At 65.2% G+C, this 24,295-nt stretch carries 25 protein-coding genes; 17 read left to right on the top strand and 8 right to left on the bottom strand.

Annotated features, from left to right (window positions below; all coding sequences use genetic code 11):
- Nucleotides 1-78 precede the first annotated feature (78 nt).
- Complete coding sequence (locus KYT87_RS23385) at nt 79-1,071, bottom strand: FecR domain-containing protein (protein ID WP_219990952.1); 993 nt, start codon at nt 1,069-1,071, stop codon at nt 79-81.
- The gene (locus KYT87_RS23390; RefSeq protein WP_219990953.1) at nt 1,050-1,559 is read right to left on the bottom strand and encodes a sigma-70 family RNA polymerase sigma factor; all 510 of its coding nucleotides are present in this window, start codon (nt 1,557-1,559) and stop codon (nt 1,050-1,052) included. Before KYT87_RS23390 ends, KYT87_RS23385 begins: the two co-directional genes overlap by 22 nt.
- 156 nt (nt 1,560-1,715) lie before the next feature.
- Between KYT87_RS23390 and KYT87_RS23395 the strand changes: the two genes are divergently transcribed.
- The 4 genes from KYT87_RS23395 (at nt 1,716) to KYT87_RS23410 (ending at nt 4,520) form a co-directional block, all read left to right on the top strand.
- The gene (locus KYT87_RS23395; RefSeq protein WP_104145601.1) at nt 1,716-2,183 is read left to right on the top strand and encodes a CopD family protein; all 468 of its coding nucleotides are present in this window, start codon (nt 1,716-1,718) and stop codon (nt 2,181-2,183) included.
- Nucleotides 2,184-2,323: 140 nt separating this feature from the next.
- Nucleotides 2,324-3,196: a hypothetical protein gene (locus KYT87_RS23400; RefSeq protein ID WP_219990954.1), complete on the top strand. Its 873-nt coding sequence runs from the start codon at nt 2,324-2,326 to the stop codon at nt 3,194-3,196.
- A 142-nt stretch (nt 3,197-3,338) separates the two neighbouring features.
- Nucleotides 3,339-4,028, top strand: coding sequence for a YafY family protein (locus tag KYT87_RS23405; RefSeq protein ID WP_046805246.1), 690 nt, complete (start codon nt 3,339-3,341; stop codon nt 4,026-4,028).
- Between the two features lie 69 nt (nt 4,029-4,097).
- Complete coding sequence (locus KYT87_RS23410; RefSeq protein WP_219990955.1) at nt 4,098-4,520, top strand: VOC family protein; 423 nt, start codon at nt 4,098-4,100, stop codon at nt 4,518-4,520.
- 33 nt (nt 4,521-4,553) lie between these two features.
- On the opposite strand, the gene KYT87_RS23415 is transcribed toward KYT87_RS23410, so the two are convergent.
- Together KYT87_RS23415 and kynU are read right to left on the bottom strand one after the other, a co-directional pair.
- Nucleotides 4,554-5,960, bottom strand: coding sequence for an amino acid permease (locus KYT87_RS23415; RefSeq protein ID WP_219990956.1), 1,407 nt, complete (start codon nt 5,958-5,960; stop codon nt 4,554-4,556).
- Nucleotides 5,961-6,056: 96 nt separating this feature from the next.
- Entirely contained in the window at nt 6,057-7,307 is a 1,251-nt protein-coding gene (gene kynU, locus KYT87_RS23420) for a kynureninase (RefSeq protein WP_104145605.1), read from the bottom strand.
- 138 nt (nt 7,308-7,445) lie between these two features.
- Here kynU and KYT87_RS23425 point away from each other — a divergent pair, with 138 nt between their 5' ends.
- A complete protein-coding gene (locus tag KYT87_RS23425) occupies nt 7,446-7,919 on the top strand; it encodes an Lrp/AsnC family transcriptional regulator (protein ID WP_046805172.1) in 474 nt (157 codons plus the stop codon).
- On the opposite strand, the gene KYT87_RS23430 is transcribed toward KYT87_RS23425, so the two are convergent.
- Together KYT87_RS23430 and KYT87_RS23435 are read right to left on the bottom strand one after the other, a co-directional pair.
- Nucleotides 7,916-8,545 carry a hemolysin III family protein gene (locus KYT87_RS23430; RefSeq protein WP_219990957.1) on the bottom strand — a complete coding sequence of 210 codons (630 nt, stop codon included), beginning with the start codon at nt 8,543-8,545 and terminating at the stop codon, nt 7,916-7,918. The genes KYT87_RS23425 and KYT87_RS23430 overlap by 4 nt on opposite strands.
- Nucleotides 8,546-8,732: 187 nt before the next feature.
- The gene (locus KYT87_RS23435; protein ID WP_255593456.1) at nt 8,733-9,809 is read right to left on the bottom strand and encodes a P1 family peptidase; all 1,077 of its coding nucleotides are present in this window, start codon (nt 9,807-9,809) and stop codon (nt 8,733-8,735) included.
- Between the two features lie 203 nt (nt 9,810-10,012).
- On the opposite strand from KYT87_RS23435, the gene KYT87_RS23440 reads away from it, so the two are divergent.
- The 3 genes from KYT87_RS23440 to KYT87_RS23450 all read left to right on the top strand — a co-directional run bounded on the left by KYT87_RS23440 (nt 10,013) and on the right by KYT87_RS23450 (nt 12,312).
- On the top strand, nt 10,013-10,795 hold the full coding sequence (locus KYT87_RS23440; protein WP_046805169.1) for an amino acid ABC transporter substrate-binding protein: 783 nt from the start codon (nt 10,013-10,015) through the stop codon (nt 10,793-10,795).
- Between the two features lie 84 nt (nt 10,796-10,879).
- Nucleotides 10,880-11,560, top strand: a complete 681-nt coding sequence (locus tag KYT87_RS23445) for an ABC transporter permease subunit (protein ID WP_039884473.1) — start codon at nt 10,880-10,882, stop codon at nt 11,558-11,560.
- Entirely contained in the window at nt 11,557-12,312 is a 756-nt protein-coding gene (locus tag KYT87_RS23450) for an amino acid ABC transporter ATP-binding protein (RefSeq protein ID WP_046805168.1), read from the top strand. The genes KYT87_RS23445 and KYT87_RS23450 overlap by 4 nt, the downstream gene beginning before the upstream one ends.
- Before the next feature lie 135 nt (nt 12,313-12,447).
- Here KYT87_RS23450 and KYT87_RS23455 read toward each other — a convergent pair whose 3' ends face one another.
- Nucleotides 12,448-13,128 carry a peptidoglycan DD-metalloendopeptidase family protein gene (locus KYT87_RS23455; protein WP_046805167.1) on the bottom strand — a complete coding sequence of 227 codons (681 nt, stop codon included), beginning with the start codon at nt 13,126-13,128 and terminating at the stop codon, nt 12,448-12,450.
- Nucleotides 13,129-13,448: 320 nt separating this feature from the next.
- Here KYT87_RS23455 and KYT87_RS23460 point away from each other — a divergent pair, with 320 nt between their 5' ends.
- From KYT87_RS23460 to cyoD, 9 genes are all read left to right on the top strand, one after another.
- Nucleotides 13,449-13,877: a DUF2946 family protein gene (locus tag KYT87_RS23460; RefSeq protein WP_104145609.1), complete on the top strand. Its 429-nt coding sequence runs from the start codon at nt 13,449-13,451 to the stop codon at nt 13,875-13,877.
- Nucleotides 13,878-13,941: 64 nt separating this feature from the next.
- Nucleotides 13,942-14,643 (top strand): SCO family protein, encoded by a 702-nt coding sequence (locus KYT87_RS23465; protein ID WP_219990958.1) that lies wholly within the window; start codon nt 13,942-13,944, stop codon nt 14,641-14,643.
- A gap of 75 nt (nt 14,644-14,718) precedes the next feature.
- Nucleotides 14,719-15,279 carry a copper chaperone PCu(A)C gene (locus KYT87_RS23470; protein WP_219990959.1) on the top strand — a complete coding sequence of 187 codons (561 nt, stop codon included), beginning with the start codon at nt 14,719-14,721 and terminating at the stop codon, nt 15,277-15,279.
- Nucleotides 15,280-15,531: 252 nt separating this feature from the next.
- Nucleotides 15,532-16,734, top strand: coding sequence for an ATP-binding protein (locus tag KYT87_RS23475; RefSeq protein ID WP_104145612.1), 1,203 nt, complete (start codon nt 15,532-15,534; stop codon nt 16,732-16,734).
- 4 nt (nt 16,735-16,738) lie between these two features.
- A complete protein-coding gene (locus KYT87_RS23480; protein ID WP_219990960.1) occupies nt 16,739-17,290 on the top strand; it encodes a response regulator transcription factor in 552 nt (183 codons plus the stop codon).
- Between the two features lie 258 nt (nt 17,291-17,548).
- Nucleotides 17,549-18,457 (top strand): ubiquinol oxidase subunit II, encoded by a 909-nt coding sequence (gene cyoA / locus KYT87_RS23485; RefSeq protein WP_046805243.1) that lies wholly within the window; start codon nt 17,549-17,551, stop codon nt 18,455-18,457.
- 2 nt (nt 18,458-18,459) lie between these two features.
- Nucleotides 18,460-20,436: a cytochrome o ubiquinol oxidase subunit I gene (gene cyoB / locus KYT87_RS23490; RefSeq protein ID WP_046805163.1), complete on the top strand. Its 1,977-nt coding sequence runs from the start codon at nt 18,460-18,462 to the stop codon at nt 20,434-20,436.
- A gap of 3 nt (nt 20,437-20,439) precedes the next feature.
- Nucleotides 20,440-21,054: a cytochrome o ubiquinol oxidase subunit III gene (gene cyoC / locus KYT87_RS23495; RefSeq protein WP_006222595.1), complete on the top strand. Its 615-nt coding sequence runs from the start codon at nt 20,440-20,442 to the stop codon at nt 21,052-21,054.
- A complete protein-coding gene (gene cyoD / locus KYT87_RS23500; RefSeq protein ID WP_046805162.1) occupies nt 21,054-21,404 on the top strand; it encodes a cytochrome o ubiquinol oxidase subunit IV in 351 nt (116 codons plus the stop codon). The genes cyoC and cyoD overlap by 1 nt, the downstream gene beginning before the upstream one ends.
- A gap of 145 nt (nt 21,405-21,549) precedes the next feature.
- Here cyoD and KYT87_RS23505 read toward each other — a convergent pair whose 3' ends face one another.
- A complete protein-coding gene (locus tag KYT87_RS23505) occupies nt 21,550-24,072 on the bottom strand; it encodes an ankyrin repeat domain-containing protein (protein ID WP_255593457.1) in 2,523 nt (840 codons plus the stop codon).
- Nucleotides 24,073-24,295 lie beyond the last annotated feature (223 nt).

Below are 24,295 nucleotides of genomic sequence, written 5' to 3' on the forward strand. Positions count from 1 at the left end.
CGTTTGCCTATACAGACCATGACCCGCGTGATCGGCGAACCGGACAGCGCATCCGCGGGTAATTTGTAACGGTGGCGATCATGCCGCCGAATCGCGCGGCCCGATGGTCACCCAATAGGGCGTGCGGTAGCGCACTTGCACCGGCAAGGTAGCGGGCAAGGCGGCCAGCACGGCGTCGGTATCGGCCAGTTGGAACGCGCCGGAGATGCGCAAATGGGCCACATCGGGGTCGCAGCGCAACACGCCCTGCCGATAGCGGCCCAGCTCGCGCGCGAAGGCGTCCAGGCGCATCTGGCCGGCATGCAGCACACCGCGGGTCCAGTCGCCGGCATGCGGATCGGCGGGCGCGGGGCCAAGCGCGCCGGTCGAGGTCAGGGTGCCCTGCTGGCCCGCCGCGATATCGACCATGCGGCCGGCCCGGCCCGCACGTACCCGGCCTTCCTGCACGCTGATCTGGCATTGCACGCCATCCTGGCGGACGCAAAAGCGCGACGGCGGCGCCTCGATATCGCCCAGCGCCGTGCGCACGACGAACGGGCGCGCGCCGGGCTGCGCATCGGCCACCGCGTGCACGGCCATTTCACCCGCTCGCAATCTCACCAAGCGGGTGGAGGCATCGAAAGCCACGTCCACCGCGCTGGCCGTATTCAGTTGCAGCGTGGACCCATCGGCCAGCGTGATGTCGCGCCGCTGCCCCGCGCCGCTGCGGTAGTCGGCCGTCCAGTCCAGCGGGTCGGCGCGCCATGCGGCCCAACCCACCGGGCCAGCCACGATCAACGCCACCAGCGTTTTCAGTGCCGCGCGGCGCGGCTTGAGCTCGGGTCGATTCAAGGTGGCCATGCCCAACGCGGACGGGATCAGGCCAAAACGTTCGTTGACGCGCTGTGCGCGCTGCCAGGCGTGTTCGTGTTCCGCCTTGCTGGCGCGCCATTGATCGCAGGCGCGCACGTCGGCGTCGGTGGCGCGGCCCGAACCCAGGCGCAGCAGCCAGCGCGCGGCCTCGCGCGCCACCTGGCGTTCGACGGCGGGCAGCTCGCCGCCCGCGCTGTTCAACTGACCGCCATGATGCATTGCTCGAACCCCCGGGCGATATAGCGGTGCACCGATCGCAGCGACACATTCAGGCGCTGCGCGATGTCGGCATGGCTAAGTTCTTCCAGCTGCGCCATCAGAAAAGCCTGCCGCGCACGCAGCGGCAGGCCGGCCAGCATTTCGTCGATTTCTTGCAGGGTTTCCAGGATGATCAGACGCTGTTCGGCCGGCGGCGCCAGCCGTTCGGGCATCAACGCCAGCGCTTCCAGGTAGGCGGCTTCGATGGAGCGGCGCCGATGGTGATTCAGCATCAGGCGCTTGGCGATGGTCGTCAGATACGCGCGCGGTTCACGCAGCGCGTCCAGCTCTTGGCGGTGGCGCAGCACGCGGACAAACGTGTCCTGGGCCAGGTCGGCCGCGTCGAAGGCGTTGCCCAGCTTCGCGCGCAGCCAATTTTGCAGCCACCCATGGTGGCTGCGGTACAAGCATTGGACAGTGTCGCCAGAGGCGAGCACGGGGTTAGGCACGAGGGGCTCCCAGAATGCTAGATTACAAATACAAATCAATCTCATTCTAATTGCAAAGACTGCGCTTCCGTCAAGTAGGGTGAAACGCGGGCGGGGAGATATCATCGGCACACATCTGCCGCGCCCCGCGGCCGCATAACGACTCGGGCTGACTCCATGTTCTATAGCGTCTTGACATTCATCCACGTGATGGCCGTGATCCTGTGGGTCGGCGGCATGCTGTTCGCGCACTGTTTTCTGCGGCCGGCGGCCGCGAAGTGGGAACCCAAAGCGCGCCTGCCGCTAATGGCCTCGGTGCTGGGACCGTTCCTGAATACCGTGCTGGTGGCCATCGTGCTGATCTTGCTGACCGGGATGTCGATGATCGGGCAGGCGGCCAGCCAGGCCGCCCAGACTGGCGGCAAGTTCTTCATGCCGCTGAACTGGACGTTGATGGCAACCGGTGGGCTGGTGATGATGGCCATCTTCGGCCACATCCGCTTTGTGCTGTACAAACGGCTGGCCGGCGCCGTGGCCGCGTCCGACTGGCCGCGCGGCGGCCAGGCCATGGCTGCCATCCGCCGCTGGGTGGGCGTGAACCTGGTGCTGGGCATCGTCGTGGTGGGCACCGCTTTCCTGGCTTGATAAGCGGGCAACTCGAACCTATCGAAACGGCCGCACCCGCTATCGGGATTCTTTCGCTTGGTGCAATACCCCGTACATCACCGGGGGCCACACTGCCGGCAGACTCTCGCGGGTCACGTCAACAACGATAGGGAAACCCCATGATCAAACGTGCATTGCACCTGGCCGCCGCCGGCCTGTTCGCCACCTCGCTGGCCGCCGCCTTTTCCGCGCATGCCGCCGACAACATCGACAACAGCGCGCTGGACAAGCCGGAATTTCGCGACCACAAGGCCACCTACGGCGTGGTCTACCGCCTGCCGCAAGAGGTCAACGCCGTGCTGGACGCCAAGGTCAATGGCGTGCTCAAGCAAGACCTGCTGGCGCTGGGCCTGAAGACCGAGGCCGACACGCCCAACCTGCCGCACGTGACGGTTGTGCACATCCATAGTGCCGACCCGGCGACCCCGGCCCGCATGCTCAAAGCCTTGCCCAAGCCGCCCGCGCCGCTGGCCGTGACGTTGAAAACGTTCTACCCGACCGAAGCCGCCAAGGGCGCCGGGCATCCGTGGTGGCTGGACCTGGGCGTGGTCAAAAGCGGCCAGGGTTTTGAAGACATGATGCGCTACAACACCGTGGCCACCGCCGCCCTGGCCCCGCTGCGCGACGGCCCGCTGCCGCGCGTGACCGGCCCCGTCTACGCCAAGATGAGCGAGGCCGGCCGCGAGCTGGTCAAGACGCTGGGGGTCAGCGGCGTCAACAGCATGCAGGACGGCAAGGAAGTGCGCGCTCACAACCCGCACACCACGCTGGTCTACAGCATGGCGCGCTACGACACCCGTCTGCAAGACGCCATGAAGCAGGAATCGGACAAGTTCAACGCCGTGCTGCCCGACGGCATCGCCACCACGTTCAAGGACGTGTCGATCGTGGAAATCGGCTTCGCCGGCAACGTGGTGCGCGAGATCTATCGCGTCAGCCTGGAAGACGGTTCGGTCATCGACGTAGCCACCGGCAAGAAGATCGGCAGCTGATCGCCGGCTGATCGCCGGCTGATCGCGGGCGGGCGCGGGCGGGCGCGGACCGGCGCCGACCGGTGCGGGCGGCGCGGGCAACATGCGCCCGCCGCTGCCATTTCATGGCAGCATTACGCCGTTACCGCCACGCGCCCTTTTCATGTCCCGCACCGAACGCCTTCTGGACCTGCTTCAGACCCTGCGCCGCCACCGCCTGCCGGTCAGCGGCCAACGCCTGGCCAGCGAAATGGGCATCAGCCTGCGCACGCTGTATCGCGACATTGCCACGCTGCAATGCCAGGGCGCGGAAATTGAAGGCGAGCCCGGCGTGGGCTATGTGCTGCGGCCCGGCTTCATGCTGCCGCCGCTGATGTTCAGCACCGAAGAGATCGAAGCGCTGGTGCTGGGCACGCGCTGGGTGGCGGGCCGATCCGACGAACGGCTGGTCTTGGCGGCGCGCAACGCGCTGGCCAAGATCGGCGCCGTGCTGCCGCAGGAACTGCGTGACGAACTCGATGCCATTCCGCTCTTGGTCGGCCCCAGCGCCGCCACGGTGGTCGACCGGGTCGACGTGGCGCTGATCCGTCAGGCAATACGCGCCGAACACCGGCTGCACATCACCTATCGCGACGACAAGGGCCTGGATTCCGCGCGGGTGATCTGGCCATTCGCACTGGGGTTTTTCGATAGCGTGCGCATCGTCATGGCCTGGTGCGAACTGCGCCAGGACTTCCGCCATTTCCGCACCGACCGCATCGCCACGCTGACCCCGGGCGAACGCTATCCGCGTCGTCGCCACGTCCTGCTGAAAGAGTGGCGCGCAATTGCGCATGGGTCACAAGACTGCTGATGCACACTACTGCCAAAATCTGACAGTACCCCTGCCTACCATGAGCGCATCAACCCCAAGGAGCGCCTCATGACCGACAGCAACTACGTCCTTTTCTACGTCGAAAAACCCCAGGCCAGCGCCGCGTTCTACAGCGCGCTGCTGCAACGCCAGCCCGTCGAAAACTCGCCCACCTTTGCCCTGTTCCTGCTGGACTCCGGCTTGAAGCTGGGCCTGTGGTCGCGCTACACCGTCGAGCCCGCCGCCGCCGGACGCGGCGGCGCGTCTGAACTGGCTTTTTGCGTGGCCGACGCCGACGCGCTTAACCAGCGCCATCGTGAATGGAGCCTGCGCGGCCTGCCCATTCTGCAAGCGCCCACCGACATGGATTTTGGCCGCACCTTCGTGGCGCTGGACCCCGACGGCCACCGCCTGCGCGTGTTTTCACCCTTGGCGCAAACGGCGGCCCCGGCGGAAGCCGCGCAGGTGGCCGAGGCCCCCACCGGCGGCTGAACCCGCAAGGCCGGCTGCCGGGCCGGCCCGGGTTCAGCCGCGCTGCTCGCCAGCTTGAAGCGCGACCGATTCGGCGCGCTTCTTGAACAGCACCCCGTACAACACCGCCAGGATCACCAGGAACGGCACGCCGAACACCAGCGTCATCTTGAAGACGTTGGTGTAGTAGGTGGTGACCAGGATGGCCAGCATCGCCACCGCGCCCAACAACGTCAGCACCGGAAAGCCGGGCATGCGGAACGACAGCGCACCGCCCCCTTCCCTGGCCCAGCGGCGGCGAAAGAAGTAGTGCGTGATGAAGATCATCTTCCAGGTGAACAGCGCGCCGAACATCGAAATGGCCATCATCAAGGTAAAGGCCGTGTCGGGGACCATGACCTTGAGCACCACGGCAATGGCGATGCCGCTGGTGGACAGCAGCAGCGCGTTCAGCGGCGTGCCGCTACGCGTAAGCCGGCCGAACAACGACGGCGCGTGACCGGCGCGCGACAGGCTGAACATCATGCGCGTGGTGATGTACAGCTGGCTGTTCATGGCCGATAACGCCGCCACCAGCACGATGAAGTTGATGACGCCCGCGGCGCCGGGGATGTCCAGCGCCAGCATCACCTTCACAAACGGGCTGCCTTCCTTGCCGGCTTCGTTCCAGGGCACGATGGCCAGGATCAGCGCCAGCGTCAGCAGGTAGAACACCACCAGCCGCAGGATAGTGGCGCGAAACGCCTTCTTCACGGCGCGCTCGGGGTCTTCGGCCTCGCCGGCCGCCACGGCGATCATTTCGACGCTCAGGTAGCTGAAGATCGAAATCACCACCGCGACCCACATGCCCCACAGCCCGTTGGGAAAGAAGCCGCCGTGCGCCGTGTATTGCGCCACGCCGTACTGCGGGTTGCCCCACACCACGTACGCGCCCAGGATGATGAAGGCCACGATGGCCGTGATCTTGATGGTGGAAAACCAATATTCAATGGTGCCGAACGCCTTGACGCTCATGGCGTTGACCAGGATCAGCGCCCCGGAAAACACGCACACCCACAGCCACCCGGGCACATCGGGAAACCAGAAGTGCATGTATTCGGCCACCGCCGTGACCTCGGTGCCCACCGCCAGCACCACGCAGGACCAGTACGCGTAGCGCACCAGGAAGCCGGCCAACGGGCCGATGTAGTGCTCGGCGTAGGCGCCGAACGACCCCGAGGTGGAATGCGCCACCGTCATTTCGGCCAGGCAACCCATCAGCAGCAACGTGATCAGCCCGCCGATGGCGTAGCTGATGATGACGCTGGGTCCGGCGAAACCAATGGCGAATTTACTGCCCAGAAACAGGCCCGTGCCCACGGCCCCACCGATGGCGATCATGCTCATCTGGCCCGAGGTCAAGCGCCGCTTGAGGCCTTGTTCGCGTTCGGCGATCTGGCCGAATCCTTGTGGTTTTTTCATTGTCTCCTGCCTTGTTGTCTTGTCCGTTGCCGCCTTGCTTTATCGGCGGGGCCGGCGTTGGGCCGGCCCCGCAAGGTCGGGCACGCTCTATGGCGTTCAGGTCACGGTCGAACGTTGCTGGTATTCCGGCTTGTCCCAGGCGCGGGTGTCGAGCACGTCTTTCAGGATGTCCACGGCGTCCCACACGTCGGCATAGCCGAAGTACAGCGGCGTCAGGCCGAAACGCAGGACCTCGGGTTCGCGGTAATCGCCGATCAGGCCGCGCGCGATCAGCGCCTGCATGACTTCGTAGCCATTGGGATGCAGGAAGCTGACGTGGCTGCCGCGCAGCGCGTGATCGCGCGGGGTGACGAGCTTGAGCGGATGGGCGGCGCAGCGTTCTTCGACCAGCTTGATGAACAGGTCGCCCAATGCCAGCGACTTTTCGCGCACCTGCGCCATGTCGGCCGCCTTAGCCACGTCCAGGCCGCATTCCACCAGGGACAGCGACACGATCGGCTGCGTGCCGCACAGGTAGCGGCGGATGCCGCCGGCCGGTTCGTAGGCCACGGCCATGTCGAACGGGCGCGTGTGCCCCCACCAGCCGGACAGCGGCTGCCAGAAGTCCTGGGTGTGGCGCGGCGCCACCCAGATGAAGGCCGGAGAACCCGGGCCGCCGTTTAGGTACTTATAGGTGCAGCCAACGGCAAAGTCGGCATTGGCGCCGTTCAGGTCCACCGGCACCGCGCCCGCGGCATGGGCCAGGTCCCAGATGGTCAGCGCGCCGCGCTGGTGCGCCAGCGCGGTCACGCTGGCCATGTCGTGCATCTGGCCGCTGCGGTAGTTCACGTGCGACAGCAGCATCACGGCAACCGAGTCGTCCAGCGCCTTGTCCAGCGGCAGGTCGGCGTCGATCAGGCGCATTTCATAGCCCTGCTCAAGCAGGTCGATCATGCCCTGGATCATGTACAGGTCGGTGGGGAAATTGTCGCGCTCGGACAGGATGACGCGGCGCGACGGCTGCTTTTGCTGCTGGATGCGCAGCGCGGCGGCCAGCGCCTTGAAGATGTTCAGCGAGGTGGTGTCGGTAACGACCAGTTCGCCTTCGCGCGCGCCCAGCAGGCTGCCCAGCTTGTCGCCCAGGCGCACGGGCAGTTCAAACCAGCCGGCGGTGTTCCAGCTGCGGATCAGGTCTTTGCCCCATTCCTGGGTGATGACGCCGGCGGCGCGGGCGGCAGCGCCCTTGGGCATGACGCCCAGCGAGTTGCCGTCCATGTAGAGCACGCCGGGCGGAAGCTCGAAGCGGTCTTTCAGGGGGGCCAGGGGGTCTTTCCGGTCTGCGGCGACGCAGTCTTCGCGAGTCGTCATGCGATGCTCCTTCGGGCAATATGCTGGGAACAGGATAGCAGCGCGGTGGTGCCGAAAAATTGCAAACCCGGGCGTGGCTTACCCTAGAATTCCGCATTAAATTGCACGCATAGCCCGTTTTTAGAATTGGATTGCACCATGCACCTAGACGCGATTGACCAGCGCATCCTGTACCGTTTGCAAGAGAACGGCCAGCTCAGCAACCAGGACCTGGCCGAGCAGGTGGCGCTGTCGCCGTCGGCCTGCCTGCGCCGCGTGCGCGCGCTGGAAGAAGGCGGTTTCATCCGCAACTACCGCGCGGTGCTGGATGCCGACAAGCTGGGGTTCGAGCTTGAAGCCATTGTCCATGTGTCGCTGGACCAGTCGCGCCCCGGGTGGCACGAGGCCTTTCTGGCCGGCATCGCGGCGCATGACGAGATCACGGAAGCCAGCATCGTGACAGGCGCGTCCAACTACATCTTGTCGGTGCGCACGCGCAATCTGGCGGCGTTTTCGCAGTTTGTGGAAGACAAGCTGAGCAAGATCGCCGGGGTGCGCGACCTGTGTTCGCATATCGTCATGCGCAAGGTCAAAGACCGGGGCGGCATGCTGCCGCTGGCGGCGTGGCGCTAGGCCGCACCAAACTTCAGAAAGCCGAATACCGTAACGAAATGGCAGGCCGAGCCGCCCATGACGAACAAGTGCCAGATGCCGTGGGCATGACGCCAGCGCTTGTCATTGACGTAGAACAGCGTACCGACGGTGTAAGCAGCCGCCCCCGCCAGCAACCAGGCCAGGCCCGCTGACGACAAGGCGCCCGCGATGGGCGCGGCAAACATCACGCCCAGCCAGCCCATGGCCAGGTATAGCGGCAAGGCCGGCGCCGCCCCGCGCGCCCACCATAGCTCGCGGCTGATGCCCACGGCGGCCAGCAGCCAGATCGCCACCCCCATGGCCGCGCCCCAGGCATGCTGCACCGGCCCGAACGCCAGCGGCGTGTAAGTGCCGGCAATCAACAGATAGATGGCGCAATGATCGGCCTTGGCCCAGCGCGCCTTGTAGCGGCCGCGCGTGCAGTGATACAGCACCGACGACGCATAGACCGCGATCATCGACGCCGCGAATACGGCGCTGCTGATGACCTGCCGCGCGTCCACCTTCAATTCGGTGGCGCGCGAAATCAGCGCGCCGGATGCCGCCACCGCCAGCGCCAGGCCCGCCAGATGCGTGGCGCCATTGAATCGTTCGCCTTTGTACATGGGTGTCCTCTCGCAACGCCGAAGCCGCATCGGCGCCCCGTCATGATCGACCCGCGATGTGACAGATTGACGTCACCGGGGTCGGGCAGCGGACAGCGAGTAGCCGGCCACGGACAGCGAACAGCGGACAGCAGGCCACGGACAGCGGCCGGGCCGGCCACGCCGGCCGGCGCCATGCAGGCAACCATCAAGCGACGAAGTCCACGGCGGCGGGAAACCCTTCAACGGCACGCGCCGCCAGGATGGCGCGCTGCACGGCGATGGCCATGGCCTCGGCGGCCATGACGCCCAGCAGCATCACGTTGCCGGGCTTGCCGGACGTGCCGGTGCCCAGTGCGAAGATCGTGTCGCCATCCAGCATGGTGTGGATCGGGTTGATGCTGCGGGCCAGGCCGTCATGCGCCATGCCCGCTATTTTCTGCGCCTGCGCCTTGGTCAGCGTGGCGTCGGTGGCCACCACGCCGATGGTGGTGGCCGTGCCGGGGCGCATGGATCGCGGCAAGTCGCCGGCCAGGATGGCCGCCCGCGTATCCAGCAGCTGTTTGCCGTCGGCCGTGCGTGCGCCGGCCAGGATGCGGCCGGTGGCCGGGTCCAGCACGTCGCCCACCGCATTGACCGCCACGATGGCGCCCACGGTCACGCCCGCTACCGTCAGCGACGCGCTGCCCAGCCCGCCCTTCATGGCGCGCTGCGGCCCGTACAACTTGCCGACGGTGGCGCCCGCGCCCGCGCCGACATTGCCTTCTTCGGGCGCCTCGGTGGACGCCGATTTGCACGCCTGGTAGCCCGCCGCCGCATCCGGCCGTATCGAGGCGTCGCCCACGCCCAGGTCAAACAGAATGGCCGACGGCACAATCGGCACATGGGCCACGCCCACGTCGAAGCCGATCTTCTTTTCTTCCAGATAGCGCATCACGCCGGAGGCCGCATCCAGGCCGAAGGCGCTGCCGCCGGACAGCACGATGGCATGTACTTTTTCCACCATGTTGACGGGATTGAGCAGGTCGGTTTCGCGGGTGCCCGGCGCGGCGCCCCGCACATCGACCCCGCCCGTGGCGCCCGCCTCGGCAATGATGACCGTGCAGCCGGTGGGGCGGCGCGTGTCGGTGTAGTGACCCACGCGCAGGCCCGTGACGTCGGTGATGCTGCCCGACCCGGGCATCCGCGCCGAAGTCTTCGCGCCCTGCGCCTGCACGCCCCCGGCAAATGCCGCCGCGCCCGCGGCCGCCGCCATGAATGCCCGCCTGTTCCATCGCTGTTGCACGCCGATCTCCGTTCAGATACCGATAGCTGGAAAAATGCCGACCGCTGACGGGCGATCGGACACCTGTTAATGACTCGTGGCTATATTTTTACTATTCCTTATGCTTTGTGGAAAAATAGACGCGTTGCTAGAGTGCGGCTACGACGGAGGGCATACAACTTGCGGTGCCCTCCCCAATGACACCGATCTTCCGGAGCATTGCCATGAAACTCTTCCGCTCACTGTTCATCGCCGGCCTCATCCAGGCCGCCGCCTTGGCCCCCGCCCACGCCCAATCCGGCCTGGACCAGATCAAGTCCGCGGGCACCTTCAAGATTGGCACCGAAGGCACCTACGCCCCGTTCACCTTCCACGATGCATCGGGGCAGCTTACCGGTTTTGACGTGGACATTGGGCGCGCCATCGCCGAACGCCTGGGCGTGAAGGCGCAGTTTGTGGAAGGCAAATGGGACGGCCTGATCGCGGGCCTGGACGCCAAGCGCTATGACGCGGTGATCAACCAGGTGGGCATCACCGATGCGCGCAAAGCAAAATACGACTTTTCCGATCCGTACATCTCGTCGGCCGCCGTGCTGATCGTGCGCGACGACAACACCACCATCAAGTCGTTCGACGACCTGAAGGGCAAGAAGTCCGCCAACACGCTGACCAGCAATTTCGGCAAACTGGCGCAAAGCCATGGCGCGCAAGTGGTGGCGGTGCAAGGCTTTAACGAAGCCATCGACCTGTTGACCTCGGGCCGCGTGGAAGCCACCGTTAACGACAACCTGTCGTTCCTGGACTTCAAGAAGCAAAAGCCGAACGCCAAGGTCAAGATCGCGGCCACCGACAAGACCGCCGAATTCAGCAATTCAGGCGTGCTGATCCGCAAGGGCAACCCCGAGCTGCAAGCCGCCATCAACAAGGCGCTGGCGGACATCAAGGCCGACGGCACCTACAAGACCATTTCGGTCAAATACTTCGGCACGGACCTGTCGGCGCAGTAAGCCGCGCGCACGCTCATGACGCTACCTACCTGGCTACAGGCGGTGATGCCGGATTGGCTGCTGGCGCAGATCGGATCCTGGACCGTGCCCGCCTGGGTGCAGCTGATGGCCGATTCGTTCTGGCCGTTGCTGCATGCCGGGCTGGTGTTCACCGTTCCGCTGACCTTGATGTCGTTCGCGCTGGGCCTGGCGCTGGCCTTCGTGGTGGCGTTGATCCGCCTGTTCGGGCCCGCGCCGCTGGTGGCGCTGGTGCGCTTTTATGTCTGGCTGATCCGGGGCACGCCGCTGTTGGTGCAGTTGTTCGTCATCTTCTACGGCCTGCCCAGCGTGGGCATCGTGCTGGACCCCTTGCCCGCCGCGCTGATCGGCTTCACGCTGAACGTGGGCGCGTACAACTCCGAAGTGATACGCGGCGCTATTGAATCCATCACCAAGGGCCAATGGGAAGCCGCGTATTCGCTAAGCATGACGCGCGGCCAGGCGCTGCGCCGCACGATCCTGCCACAGGCCGCGCGCGTGGCGGTGCCGCCGCTGTCGAACTCGTTCATTGCGCTGGTCAAGGACACGTCGCTGGCGGCGGTGCTGACCGTGCCCGAGATTTTTCAGGCAGCGCAGCGCATCGCGGCGGTCACCTATGAACCGTTGATCCTGTACACCGAAGCCGCGCTGATCTACCTGGTGTTCAGTTCCGTGTTGTCTGCCGCGCAGGTTCGGCTGGAGCGGCGCTTCGGCCAGCATGCGGTGTTTTCCGAGAAGACGCGATGATACGGCTGCAAAAGATCGAAAAAGCATTTGGCGGCAATCCGGTGCTCAAAGCGGTGGACGTGTCCATCGCCGAAGGCAGCGTGACCGCGCTGATCGGCCCGTCCGGCAGCGGCAAGAGCACGCTGCTGCGCTGCGTGAATCTGCTGGAAGTGCCGGACCGGGGCACGCTCACCCTGGGGCCGGAAACGGTGCAGTTCGAGCCGGGCGTGAAGCTGGCGCGCGACCAGGTGCAACGCGTGCGCAAGCAGACCGGCATGGTGTTCCAGAACTTTCAGCTGTTTCCGCACCAGACGGTGATCGGCAATGTGATGGAAGGTCTGCTGACGGTACAGAAGTGGCCGCTGGACAAGGCCCGCGCCCGCGCCGAAGAATTGCTGAAAAAAGTGGGCATGGCCGAAAAGGCCGACGCGTGGCCGGCCAATTTATCGGGTGGGCAACAGCAACGCGTAGCGATTGCACGCGCCCTGGCGCCCGCGCCGCGCGTGTTGCTGTGCGACGAGCCCACATCCGCGCTGGACCCGGGCCTGGCGGCCGAAGTCGTGGACGTGTTGCGGCAGCTGGCTGCCGAGGGCATGACGATGTTGATGGCCACGCACGACCTGCGCCTGGCGGCCAGCGTATCGCGCGAGGTGGTGTTTCTGCTGGATGGCGTGGTGGTTGAAGCAGGCGAATCCCGCACGATCTTCTCGCGCCCCGAAGACCCGCGCACCGCCACGTTCATTTCCACGCTGACACAGGACGCCGGCGCGTAGAAGGCGGCGCTCGGCCAGCGGCGCGCGGCCAGCGGCGGACGGCTAGCAGGTGCACGGCTGGCAGAGTTGCGGCGATCAGACGCAAGGCCGCCCGAAATACGGGCGGTTCGCGCCCTTCGCCGTCGCCCTGATCCACTATCGCGGAGGCAGATTTCCCGCCGGGTCCACCGCCTGGCCGTCGTAGCGCAGTTCAAAGTACAGCCCGACCTGCTTGCTGTCGCTATTGCCCATTTCGGCAATCTTCTGCCCCTGCTTCACGCTTTGCCCTTCCTTGACCAGCAGCTTGCTGTTGTGCGCGTAGATGCTCAGGAAGCTGGCGTTGTGCTTGACGATCACCAGATGCCCGTAGCCCCGCAAGCCGCTGCCCGAATACGCAACGGTGCCACCCGCCGCCGCCACCACGGGCGTACCCGAGGAATTTGAAATCACGATGCCGTTCGAGCCGCCGCCGTCATAGCCGCGCGTGACCTTGCCCTGCGCCGGCCACACCAGCGAAATTGCCCCCGGTGGCGCCGTGCGGCGTTTGCCGCCCGATGGGGAAGACCGCGACGTGGACGCCGGCTTCGATGCCGACTTGCTGGGCGTGGACGTGCGCGCCTGCCCGGCCGGAGGCTCGACGCGCAGCACTTGTCCGACTTCGATGTTGTTGGAATTGGACAGGCTGTTCCAGCGCACCAGATTGCTGACCGAGGTGCCCTGCTTGCGCGCGATCTGCGTCAGCGTGTCGCCCGATTGCACGCGGTAGTAGCCCGGCTGGACCTTGGTGGTGCCGCAGGCCGACAACAGCGCAGCCAGCAGCACAACACACAGGCCCATCCATATACGGTTGCGCGACCACGTTCGCGTGGCGCGCGCAGAGGGCGGCGAGGCGGTCGCAAGAACGGGCACGGACAGAGTCGGGGCGGACAAGGAAAGCACTGAAACCTGGGGCACTGAGGTAGGGGTTCAACAGGGTTTGAGGGTCGGGATGGCGCAACTGCGTTCAAGGGTACCAAGATTTTTAAACGGCCGGTGGCGGCGCGATGGTGCAGGGGGGCGCCGTGGTCGCAAGCGGGCACATGCCCATGCCCTGGCGCGCTCGGCCACGCCCCCACCACGCCCGATGGTCCGCGCAGCCATCGACTAGAATGCCCGCTATGTCCGAAATGTCCCGCCTCTTACGCTTCTCGGGCGCCACGCGCGCCCGGGTTGTGTTGTGGCTGGCGCTTTTGGCGCTGACGCTGCGCGCGTTGGTGCCCACCGGGTACATGCCGGACACGCGCGCCTTGCACGAAGGCCGCTTCGAAGTCACGTTCTGCTCCGCAGCAGGCGAGCTGTCCACGCTGGACCTCAAACTGGAATCGCCCCGCAACGACGGCTCGGCGCGGCACGACGCCACTGAGACCGGCGCGCAATGTCCCTTCGGCCTGCTGGCGCACGTGGCGCCCGCGCCCACGCCCACCGTATCCCCAATCGTCGTGCCCACGGGCCGCCCGGCCCCGCCCGCGATTGCGTACCGGGCGCTGCCCCCGCTGGCCGCGCACGGCCCGCCGCTAGGGTCGCGCGCCCCACCCTCGCTGGTCTGATCCCGCCTGGTTCGCGCGGCTAATTACCGCGCGCCCCGCCGACACGACCATCTTCGAGGTTTACATGCGTTTCCCCTTCTCGCGCGCGCCCCATGGCGCGGCGCCTTCTGTTGCGCTCTCCGTTGCATCTCCCGGCACATCCGGCCTCGCGGCCGCCGACGCGCCCTCTCGCCACCTCGGCCGGGCCCCCGACTCCCGCCGTCGCCTGCTGCTGTCTTGCCTGCCCCTTGCGGCCTTGACCTTGGCCGGCTGCGGGCCGGACGCCCCCAAGCTGCTGGGCATGGACCTGTCCGGCATGCCCACGGGCGACTTCCAATTGCAGGACGTCAACGGCCAATCGCGCACCCTGGCCGACTACCGTGGCCACCCCATCCTGCTGTTCTTCGGCTTTACCCAATGCCCCGACATCTGCCCCACGGCGCTGACCCGCGCCCTGGAGATCAAAGATCTGCTGGGCGCCGACGCCGACAAGCTGCGCGTGCTGTTCATCACCGTGGACCCGGAACGCGACACGCCAGAAATCTTGGGCGCATACACCAGCGCCTTCGACCCCGGCTTTGTGGGCCTGCGCGGCACCGCCGAACAGACGCGCGCCGCCGCCCAGTCCTTCAAGGTGTTCTATCAGAAGGTGCCGACCGGCTCGTCCTACACCATGGACCACACCGCGCTGACCTATGTGATTGACGCCAAGGGCAAGCTGCGTATCGCCCTGCGCCATGCGCAGTCCGCCGCCGAATGCGTGCAAGACCTGCGCACGGTGTTGTAAGGCCGCGCTTTGCAAGACGACCCCGGTTGGAAAGCCGGGAAATCTATATAAATTCTTAAAAGAAGAGACCCCATCATGAAAAACTTTTCGCTTCGCACGTTTGCCACCGCCCTGTCCCTGTCCGTGCTGGCCGGCGTTGCCGCCACCGCCCATGCCGCCGACGCCAGCAAGGCGACCGGCGCCAGCAACGCCCGCAACGCCAGCAATGCCACCAACGCGACAAACAACGCCACCGTGAAAGTCGAAGACGCCTGGGTGCGCGCCACCGTGCCCAACCAGCACGCCACGGGCGTCTTCATGCGCCTGACCTCGCCCGAGGCCGGCCGCCTGATCGCCGTGGAGTCGGACGCCGCCAAGCACGTGGAAGTGCACGAAATGGCAATGCAGGACGACGTCATGAAAATGCGCCAAGTCCCCGCCATCGCCTTGCCCGCCGGCCAGCCGGTGGAACTGAAGCCCGGCGGCTATCACGTCATGCTCATCGACCTGGCCCGCCAGATCACCCCCGGCGACCACATCGACGTGACCCTGATCGTGGAAGACGCCAAGCAGCAACAACACCGCGTGCCGGTGTCGGTTGAGGCCCGCGCGCTGAACGCCAAGGCCGGCGAGGCGCCCGCCAAGCACGGCCACTGAGGCGCCACGCACGGCGATTGACGCTCTATATATAGCGGTACGGACGACGCCCGGCTTTATTGGGGACGCACATGCCACCCCGCCGTCAGCGTCGGCCGCTGAATCGCCATACAATGCCAGCACATCCACCGTCGGCGCCTGTCTCCAGGGCCGGCGGCAGCCGGCTTTCTACGCCGCGCGCCGGATGCCTGCGTTCCGCGCCGCCGGGCGCTTGACCCGCCGGCGGGCCCGCCGGCAACTCTGTGTCTGGATATGCCCGGTAGTTCCGCCTTTTCATTCCTGCGTACCCTTTGCAGCCTGCGCTGGCTCGCCATCGCCGGCCAAGCTGCCACCATCCTGCTGGCCAGCAGCGTGCTGGGCCTTGCCCTGCCGCTGGAGCCCCTGTGGATCGGCGTCGGTGTCCTGATCGGCTTTAACGCCTACGCCAGCCTGCGGCTGCGCCATCCCCGCGACCTGTCCCACGCCACGGCGTTCGGCCATTTGCTGGTGGACATGGCCGCGCTGTCCTGGATGATCGGCTGGAGCGGCGGCATCAGCAATCCGTTCGGCATGATGTTCCTGATCCTGACCGCGCTGGCGGCCCTGGCGCTGCCGCGCAACTGGGCATTGGCCGCGGCGCTGGCGGGTATTTCAGGCTATGCGGCGGCGGCCATCTTCGGCCAGCCCCTGCGCGGCGACGTCGATACGCACACCCTGCTGCTGTGGGGCCTGGGCGCCAACTTCCTGATTTCGGTGGTGGTCGTGCTGGTGTTTTCCACCCGCCTGGCTTCCGACCTGCGCGCCCGCGAGCGCGAGCTGGCCCGCCTGCGTGAACGCTTTACGCGCAACGAAGGCATCGTGGCCCTGGCCACCCACGCCGCCGCCATGGCCCACGAACTGAACACCCCGCTGGCCACCATGACCCTGCTGGCCGACGAAATCGCCGCCGAGGTCAAGGACGACGACCTGCGCGAAGACGTGTCCACCCTGAGTCAATTACTGGCCCTTTGCCGGGAACGCATCCGCAATCTGGCTGTCCCAACCGCCGTGGACCTGGTGCGCGTGGTAGGTCAATGGCGGCTGATCCGCCCGACGATCGACCTGAACCGTTCGGGCTCGTTGCCCCCCAGCCTGCGGGTGGACCCGGCGATTGCGCACCTGTTGCAGGCGCTGTTGAACAACGCGGCGGACGCCGGCGAGGCGGCCGACACGCCGCGCGTGGATTTGCATCTGGAATATGGCTATGGCGCCCTGCGTGGCGAAGTGCGGGATTACGGCCGGGGCTTCGACCCCGACCAGACCCTGCTGCCCGCAACCAGCCTGTTCAACAGCGGCAAGCCGGGAGGGTTGGGCGTCGGCCTGGCCCTGTCGCATGCCACCGTGGAACAGCTGGGCGGCGAAATGACCATGACCGCCGCCGTTGGGGGAGGCACCCGCATCCGCTTTTACCTGCCCCTGGGCAACCCCGGAACTTGAAGTGATGAACCCTACCGACCTTGGCCTTCTGATCGACGACGACGAGTTGTACGTGCGCACCTTGCAGCGCAGCCTGTCGCGTCGCGGCCTGGAAACCCGAACCGCCACCGGCATCGCCGAGGCCCTGCGCGTGGCCGAGGAAATCCGCCCGGCCTTCGCGCTGGTGGACCTGCGCCTTGGCGAGGACTCCGGCCTGACGCTGATCCGCCCCTTGCGCGCGCTGCGGCCCGACATGCGCATCCTGCTGGTCACCGGTTACGCCAGCGTCGCCACCGCCGTCGAGGCCATCAAGCGCGGCGCGGACGACTACCTGCCCAAGCCCGCCACCGCGCCGATGATCCTGCGCACGCTGGGTTTGGTGAAGCCAGAATCCGTTACGATCGAAACGACCATGACACCGTTGCACCGCCTAGAATGGGAGCACATCCATCAGGCCCTGCACGAAACCGGCGGCAACGTTTCGGCGGCGGCGCGCCTCTTGGGCATGCACCGCCGATCGCTCCAGCGCAAGCTGGCAAAAAAACCGGGGCCGGAACGCGAAGTCCTCGCCGACTGATTTGTGCGGGTGCGACACATCTTTACAACACCTCATGTGCGGGTGCGACATATCGTCGCACCCCCTGCGTCCCCTCCGGGACGACTGCGCCCCTAGGAAAACCCTGAATCTGGCCCCTTCGGGACAGATTCCTCCCAGGCAATGCGACCATGTGTCGCATGCTTGATGGATATCAAGCCGATAGGATGGACGTTGCTGCTTGGCAGCATTCCAGTCTGCTGCTTTGCAGCATTTCCCACCTTCCATCCAAGGCTGTACGTGAAACACCCCCTCCTTGCGACCCTTACGCGCATTTTTGGCGTCGGCGCGGTCATGCTGCTTGGCGGCTGCAACATGGAAATCCTCTCCCCCAAGGGAGATATTGGCGCCCAAGAAAAGACTTTGCTGTTCACGGCGACCGGGCTGATGCTCATCGTTGTGATTCCAGTACTGTTCATGATTGTGGCTTTTGCCTGGAAATACCGCGCATCCAATACCAAAGCCGACTACCAGCCCAAGTGGGCCCATTCCACGGCGATTGAAGTCGTAGTCTGGACCGTTCCTTGTATCATCGTGGCGATTCTTGCCGTGATCACCTGGCGCTCCACGCACGCGCTGGACCCTTACAAGCCGCTCGTATCCGAACACAAGCCCGTCACCATCGAGGTGGTGTCGCTGGATTGGAAGTGGCTGTTCATCTACCCCGACTACGACATCGCCACGGTCAACGAGATCGCGTTCCCCGTGGACGTTCCGGTCAACTTCCGCATCACGTCGGCCTCGGTGATGAATTCGTTCTTCATTCCCCAGCTGGGTAGCCAGATCTACTCGATGGCCGGCATGGAAACGAAGTTGCACCTGAATGCGCGCGAAGCCGGTACGTACGCCGGCATCTCGGCCAACTACAGCGGCGCCGGTTTCTCCGGCATGCGCTTCAAGGCCATCGCCACGTCGCAAGAAGGGTTCGACAACTGGGTCAAGGAAGCCAAGGCTTCGCCCACGGCCCTGACCCCCGAGGTTTATGCCGAGCTGACCAAGCGCAGCGAACGCAACCCGGTGGTCAAGTATTCGTCGGCGCCTCCCGCCATGTTTGATTTCGTCTTGGGCAGCACGATGTCCAAGATGGCCGGTGTGGACTCTGCCACGTGCACGTCCACGTCGAACAATCTGATCGCAGGAATTAACTAACAATGCTCGGGAAACTCACCCTCGAGGCCATTCCGTACCATGAACCTATCGTCATGGTTACGCTGGCCGCCGTGTGCCTGGGAGGCCTAGCGGTCTTCGGCGCCATCACTTACTTCGGCAAGTGGAAGTACCTTTGGACGGAATGGTTGACCTCCGTCGACCACAAGCGCATCGGCGTGATGTACATCATCGTCGCGCTGATCATGTTGTTGCGCGGCTTTGCCGACGCCATCATGATGCGTACGCAGCTGGCGGTAGCCTCCGCCGACTCGGCCGGCTTCCTGCCACCGCACCACTACGACCAGATTTTCACCGCCCACGGCGTCATCATGATTTTCTTCATGGCGATGCCCTTCATTACCGGGCTGATGAACATCGTGGTGCCGTTGCAGATCGGCGCCCGCGACGTGGCCTACCCGTTCCTGAACTCGCTGAGCTTCTGGCTGTTCGGCGCCGGCGTCGCGCTGATGATGATCTCGCTGTTCGTGGGCGAATTCGCCGCGACCGGCTGGCTTGCCTATCCGCCGCTGTCAGGGCTGGATTACAGCCCAAGCGTCGGGGTGGACTACTACATCTGGGCGCTCCAGATATCCGGGTTGGGCACCACGCTTAGCGGTATCAACTTCATCGTGACCATCCTGCGCATGCGCGCACCGGGCATGAGCCTGATGAAGATGCCGATTTTCACGTGGACCTCGCTGGTCACCAACGTGCTGATCGTCGCCGCTTTCCCCGTCCTGGCCGCCACGCTGGCGCTCTTGACGATGGACCGCTACCTGGGCACGCACTTCTTCACGAACGACATGGGCGGCAACGTCATGATGTACGTGAACCTGATCTGGATCTGGGGTCACCCCGAGGTCTACATCCTGGTGCTGCCGGCGTTTGGCGTGTATTCGGAAGTGGTTGCCACCTTTGCCCGCAAGACGCTGTTCGGCTACAAGTCCATGGTCTACGCCACGGCCGCCATCGGCGTGCTGTCGTTCCTGGTCTGGCTGCACCACTTCTTCACCATGGGTGCGGGGGCCAACGTCAATGCCTTCTTCGGCATTGCGACAATGATTATCTCGATCCCGACGGGCGCGAAGATTTTCAACTGGCTGTTCACCATCTACCGCGGCCGCCTGCGCATCACGACGCCGGTGCTGTGGACGCTGGGCTTCATGATCGTCTTCGTCATCGGCGGCATGACCGGCGTGATGCTGGCCATCCCCGGCGTGTCCTTCGTGCTGCACAACAGCTTGTTCCTGATCGCCCACTTCCACAACACCATCATCGGTGGCGTGGTGTTCGGTTGTATCGCGGGCATGACCTACTGGTTCCCGAAGGCGTTCGGCTTCACGCTGAACGAGCGCCTGGGCCGCTACTCGTTCTACTGCTGGTTCGTCGGTTTCTTCATGGCCTTCATGCCCCTGTACATCCTGGGCTTCAAGGGCATGACGCGTCGCCTGAACCACTACGACAACCCGGAATGGCAGCCGTACCTGCTGGTCGCGCTGGCTGGCGCCGCGCTGATCATGCTGGGCATCTGGTTCCTGTTGCAGCAAGTGTTCGTGTCGGTACGCCAACGCAAGCAAAACCAGGACGTCACTGGCGATCCCTGGGATGGCCGCACCCTGGAATGGTCGATTTCGTCGCCCGCTCCTTTCTACAACTTTGCCCACGTTCCTCACGTTGATGAGCTGGACCAGTTCTGGGAAGACAAGCAAAGCGGCAAGGCCTACAAGCGCCCGGCCAAGTACGAAGACATCCACATGCCGAAGAACACCGGCGCTGGCGTCTACATCGGCTTGTTCGGCCTGGTCATGTGCTTTGCGCTGATCTGGCACATCTGGTGGCTCGCCGCCGCTGGTTTCGTCGGCATGATCGGTTCGTTCATCGCCCGTGCCTACGACCGCGACGTCGATTACTGGGTCCCGGCCGCGGAAGTCGAACGCATCGAAAACGCTCACTTTGACAAAATGCAAAAGGCCGCCTGAGCCATGATTCAAGCCGTAGCCACTCACCCCCACGCGGGTCACGACGATCACGCGCATCATGACGATGGATCCAAGACCGTTTTCGGTTTCTGGGTCTATCTGATGAGCGACTTGCTGATCTTTTCGGTGCTGTTCGCCACGTTCGCGGTGTTGTCCAACGCCACCGCGGGCGGCCCCACGGGCAAGGAATTGTTCGACCTGAAGTTCGTGCTGGTCGAAACGCTGTTGCTGTTGTTCTCCAGCTTCACCTTCGGCATGGCCAACCTGAACGTGCACGCCAACAACAAGTCCCGCGCAATGGGCTGGTTGATGGTCACGTTCCTGTTCGGCGCGGGCTTTATCGCGATGGAAGTCTGGGAATTCCATCACCTGATCACGGAAGGCGCCGGCCCGGGCCGCAGCGCTTACCTGTCGGCGTTCTTCACGCTGATCGGTACGCACGGCCTGCACGTCACCTTCGGCCTGATCTGGATCATCGTCCTGCTGGACATGATCCGCCGCCATGGCCTGGACTCGATCAACAAGCGTCGTCTGGCGTGCCTGAGCTTGTTCTGGCACTTCCTGGACATCGTCTGGATCTGCGTCTTCACCTTCGTCTATCTCATGGGAGCCATCTGATGTCGCACTCCGCTGCGGCCGCACACGGCCACGACGATCACGCCGCCGACCACGGCAGCCTGAAGTCCTACATCATCGGTTTCGTGCTTTCGTTGCTGCTCACCTTCGGCTCGTTCGGCCTGGTGATGCACGGCGCGCTGTCGCACACCATCACCATCGTCGGCGTCGTTGCCCTGTGCGTGCTCCAGTTGCTGGTGCAACTGGTGTACTTCCTGCACATGGGCGCGTCGAAGTCGGCACGCGACAACCTGGCCGCGTTCGTCTTCACCGTGATGATCATCGCCATCATCGTCGGCGGGTCGGCATGGGTGCTGTACAACATGAACGTCAACATGGGCCACGCCATGTAAGGACGGTTTGCCGATGACGCTGCCCGTCAGCGTTCACGCAAAAAAAGCAGGCGCCTTCGGGCGCCTGTTTTGTTTTGAAAGTGCGGTGTGGAAAATGCAGACCGGCGGCGGCAGCGCCCTGGCTACCGAGGCTCGGGCGCCCTGGCTACCGGGGTTGGGGCGCCTTTACCGCCAGCGTCACGTTGGCGCGCGCGGCCAGGTCGCGGGCGCTGATTCCCACGAACGGCTGTACGCGCGACGTCTGGTTCAAGTCGCAACTGGCCGCGCCTTGCGCCCCTTCCAAGACCTGCCGCACCGCGCGTGCACCCGTCGGGCTGATCGGGCCGCTATTGCCCAGCTGCCACGCCAGCACATCGGCCACCGCCATGCCGCAGCGCCACTGGGTGCGATACAGGCCGGCGTCGTGGTCCATCAGCATCCTGGCCTTGGCCTCGTTGCCTGCGCGCAGCATGATGACCAGCGGCAGCGCGTCAGCATCCGCAACGCCATCGATGCGCGTGTTCGGGTCGCTTCTGTCCGACGCGTTGGCGCCCTTTTCCAGCCATTGTTGATACAGGTCGTCAGGCAGCCAGGGCAGCCCAAGCGGCGCGATGTTGTTGTTGGCGATGCCTGTGGCGTCCTCCGCGCGCGTCAACGGCACGCCGGCGGCCAGCAAGCGGTCGGCGGTAGCGCGCAGCTTGGCGCGCTGGCCGTCCCAGTCGGGGCTGTTCTGCTTGATGGCCGCGCGGATCTCCAGTTGATTCCACACGCCCAACAGGCGCGACAGCGGCTCCGGCGTCAGTGCTTGATACGGCGGCTTGGCCGCTTGCGCCAGCTGGTCGACCAGCGTCGGCTGCATCGTGCGCGCGGCCAGCGCCAGCGCCTCGTCCATGCCGTTGCGATCCGGCGTCTTGTTGGCGCTGTAGCCGCCCACGGCCGGGTCCGCCCCGTGCGCCAGCGCAAAGCGCAACCGTTCAGGAATCGGATACACCACCGTCGGGGTGAACTCGCCGCTGATAGCGTCGCGCAGCGCTTCCAGCAAGGGCGTTTCCCACATACCGCGATTGCCGTAGTACATGCGCACATAGGCCGCGTTGATGTCGGCGCCCTTGGCCAGCAGCGCCTCGGCAAACCACAAGGTCTTGGGACTTTGCATCGCGGCGTGCAGCACCGACCGGCCGCTTTTGTCGCGCGCGTTCGGGTTGGCGCCCTTGGCCAGCAGGTAGCTAAGCGTTTCCTTGTCTTCGCTGGAATACGACACGCGGCGCATCAGCAATGGCATGCCGCTGGAGTCCGGCACATCCAGCGGCGCGCCCGCCGCGATCAGCGCGTCGGCCAGCGCATAGCGCTGCTCGGCCGGGCGGGTGTCGCGGGCGTCGGGCAACGCGGACGCCAGCAGCACATAGCCATTGTTCGGCCCATCGGCACGCGCCCCCGCCGCCAACAGCGCCCGCACAATGTCCAGCTGCTTTTGCGAGACGGCCACCGCCAGCGCGGACCTGCCGTGTTCGTTCTCGCCGTTCGGGTCCTGGCCGGCCGCCAATTCGGCGCGCACCGCGTCCAGATCTTCGGCCTGGATCGCCTTGAAGATCGCCAGGCGGGGCCGGCAGCTCTTTGCGTCAAGCGGCGCCGTTTCCTTCAGCGCCGCGCTGATGCGGGTGGCGATGTTGGCGGGAATGGCGTCGTTGGCCGCCAGCCGGCGCGAGCAATACAGGCGGTAGTCCTCGCGCGCAAGCGCTTCGAAATAGTCGCGCCGGTCGCGCGCTTTGGTGCTTTGTTTCCAGCGCGCATCGGCACGGTTCAGATAGGCCGCCGTGCGCGCCGGATCACGCCGCAAGACCTCGGACAAAATGCGATCGGCCTGTTCGGTGTCGCCGGATTCGGCCAGCCAGAACCCGTAGTCGTTCAGCGCCGTCAGCATCTCGGCGTCTTCATTGTTGGGGTCGATTTCGCGGGGGTCCTGTTCCATGACAAAACGGCGCAGGTCGGCCAACGCGCGGTTGAACTCCGCCGTCTTGGCGCGCGGGATGGCGCGCGCCACTTGATGCAGTGTGCGAAACGTAGCGGTCACGTCCACCGGCGCGCGGTATTCAAACCGCAGGTCGGCCGGAAACGCCTTCATGCGTACGGGATAGTCGGTCAGGGCGGGCCGCAGCGTGGCCAGGGCCTGCGCGCGGCGTTCGTCTGTCCAGGGGCGGTCGGCCGTTACCACGGCCAGCCTGGCATCGGCCTGCACCGACGCGGCCACGCCGCTTGCATCGACCAGGAAGCCCTGGGCTTGCGAGTCGTCATCACCGTTATAGGACACGCCTACCCAGTACAGGGTTTCCGCGTTGCGCGGTGACCGGACCACCACGTTTTCCTGTCGAGATGCGCTCCATCTGGAAGGATCGATCACCAGCGGCTGGGACCGAAATTCCAGGCTGAATGTCTTGGCGTCCGGCCGCAAATACCGATACAGATAGAGCCGGTTTTCCATCTGCCCGACCAGTACCGCGTCCTTTACGTTTTCTGTTCCCCAGACGCGGCGTTCCGGGTCGCGCAGCGGATAGCGCGACAGGCGCACGGCGTCGATGACCGCACCGATGTCGTAGGCGGCGGCCGGTGGCGGCGTAGCCGACAGGCCCGCCAGCGCGATCAGGACGGCGCCAAACAATCGGGAAACAGCGGGACGGAAGCGGCTCGGCATGCTAGGGGAAACCCGGAAAGTGCAAGGACGCCGATGATACTCGCGAGTGCCACTTTGCCTCTGGGCAAGTGCGTCTTATTGATCACTTGGCGTCTGCACCGTTCGGGTATGTCCTGAGACCATTTTGTCCACAATATCGCCGGGCTGTCATGGCTTTCGATATATATTTCGCAACATAACGACTTCATTAACATCAGAATTACTTTAGCGATTACCGCTACCC

The organism is Achromobacter sp. ES-001 (assembly GCF_019448355.1).
GTDB lineage: Bacteria > Pseudomonadota > Gammaproteobacteria > Burkholderiales > Burkholderiaceae_B > Achromobacter > Achromobacter spanius_B.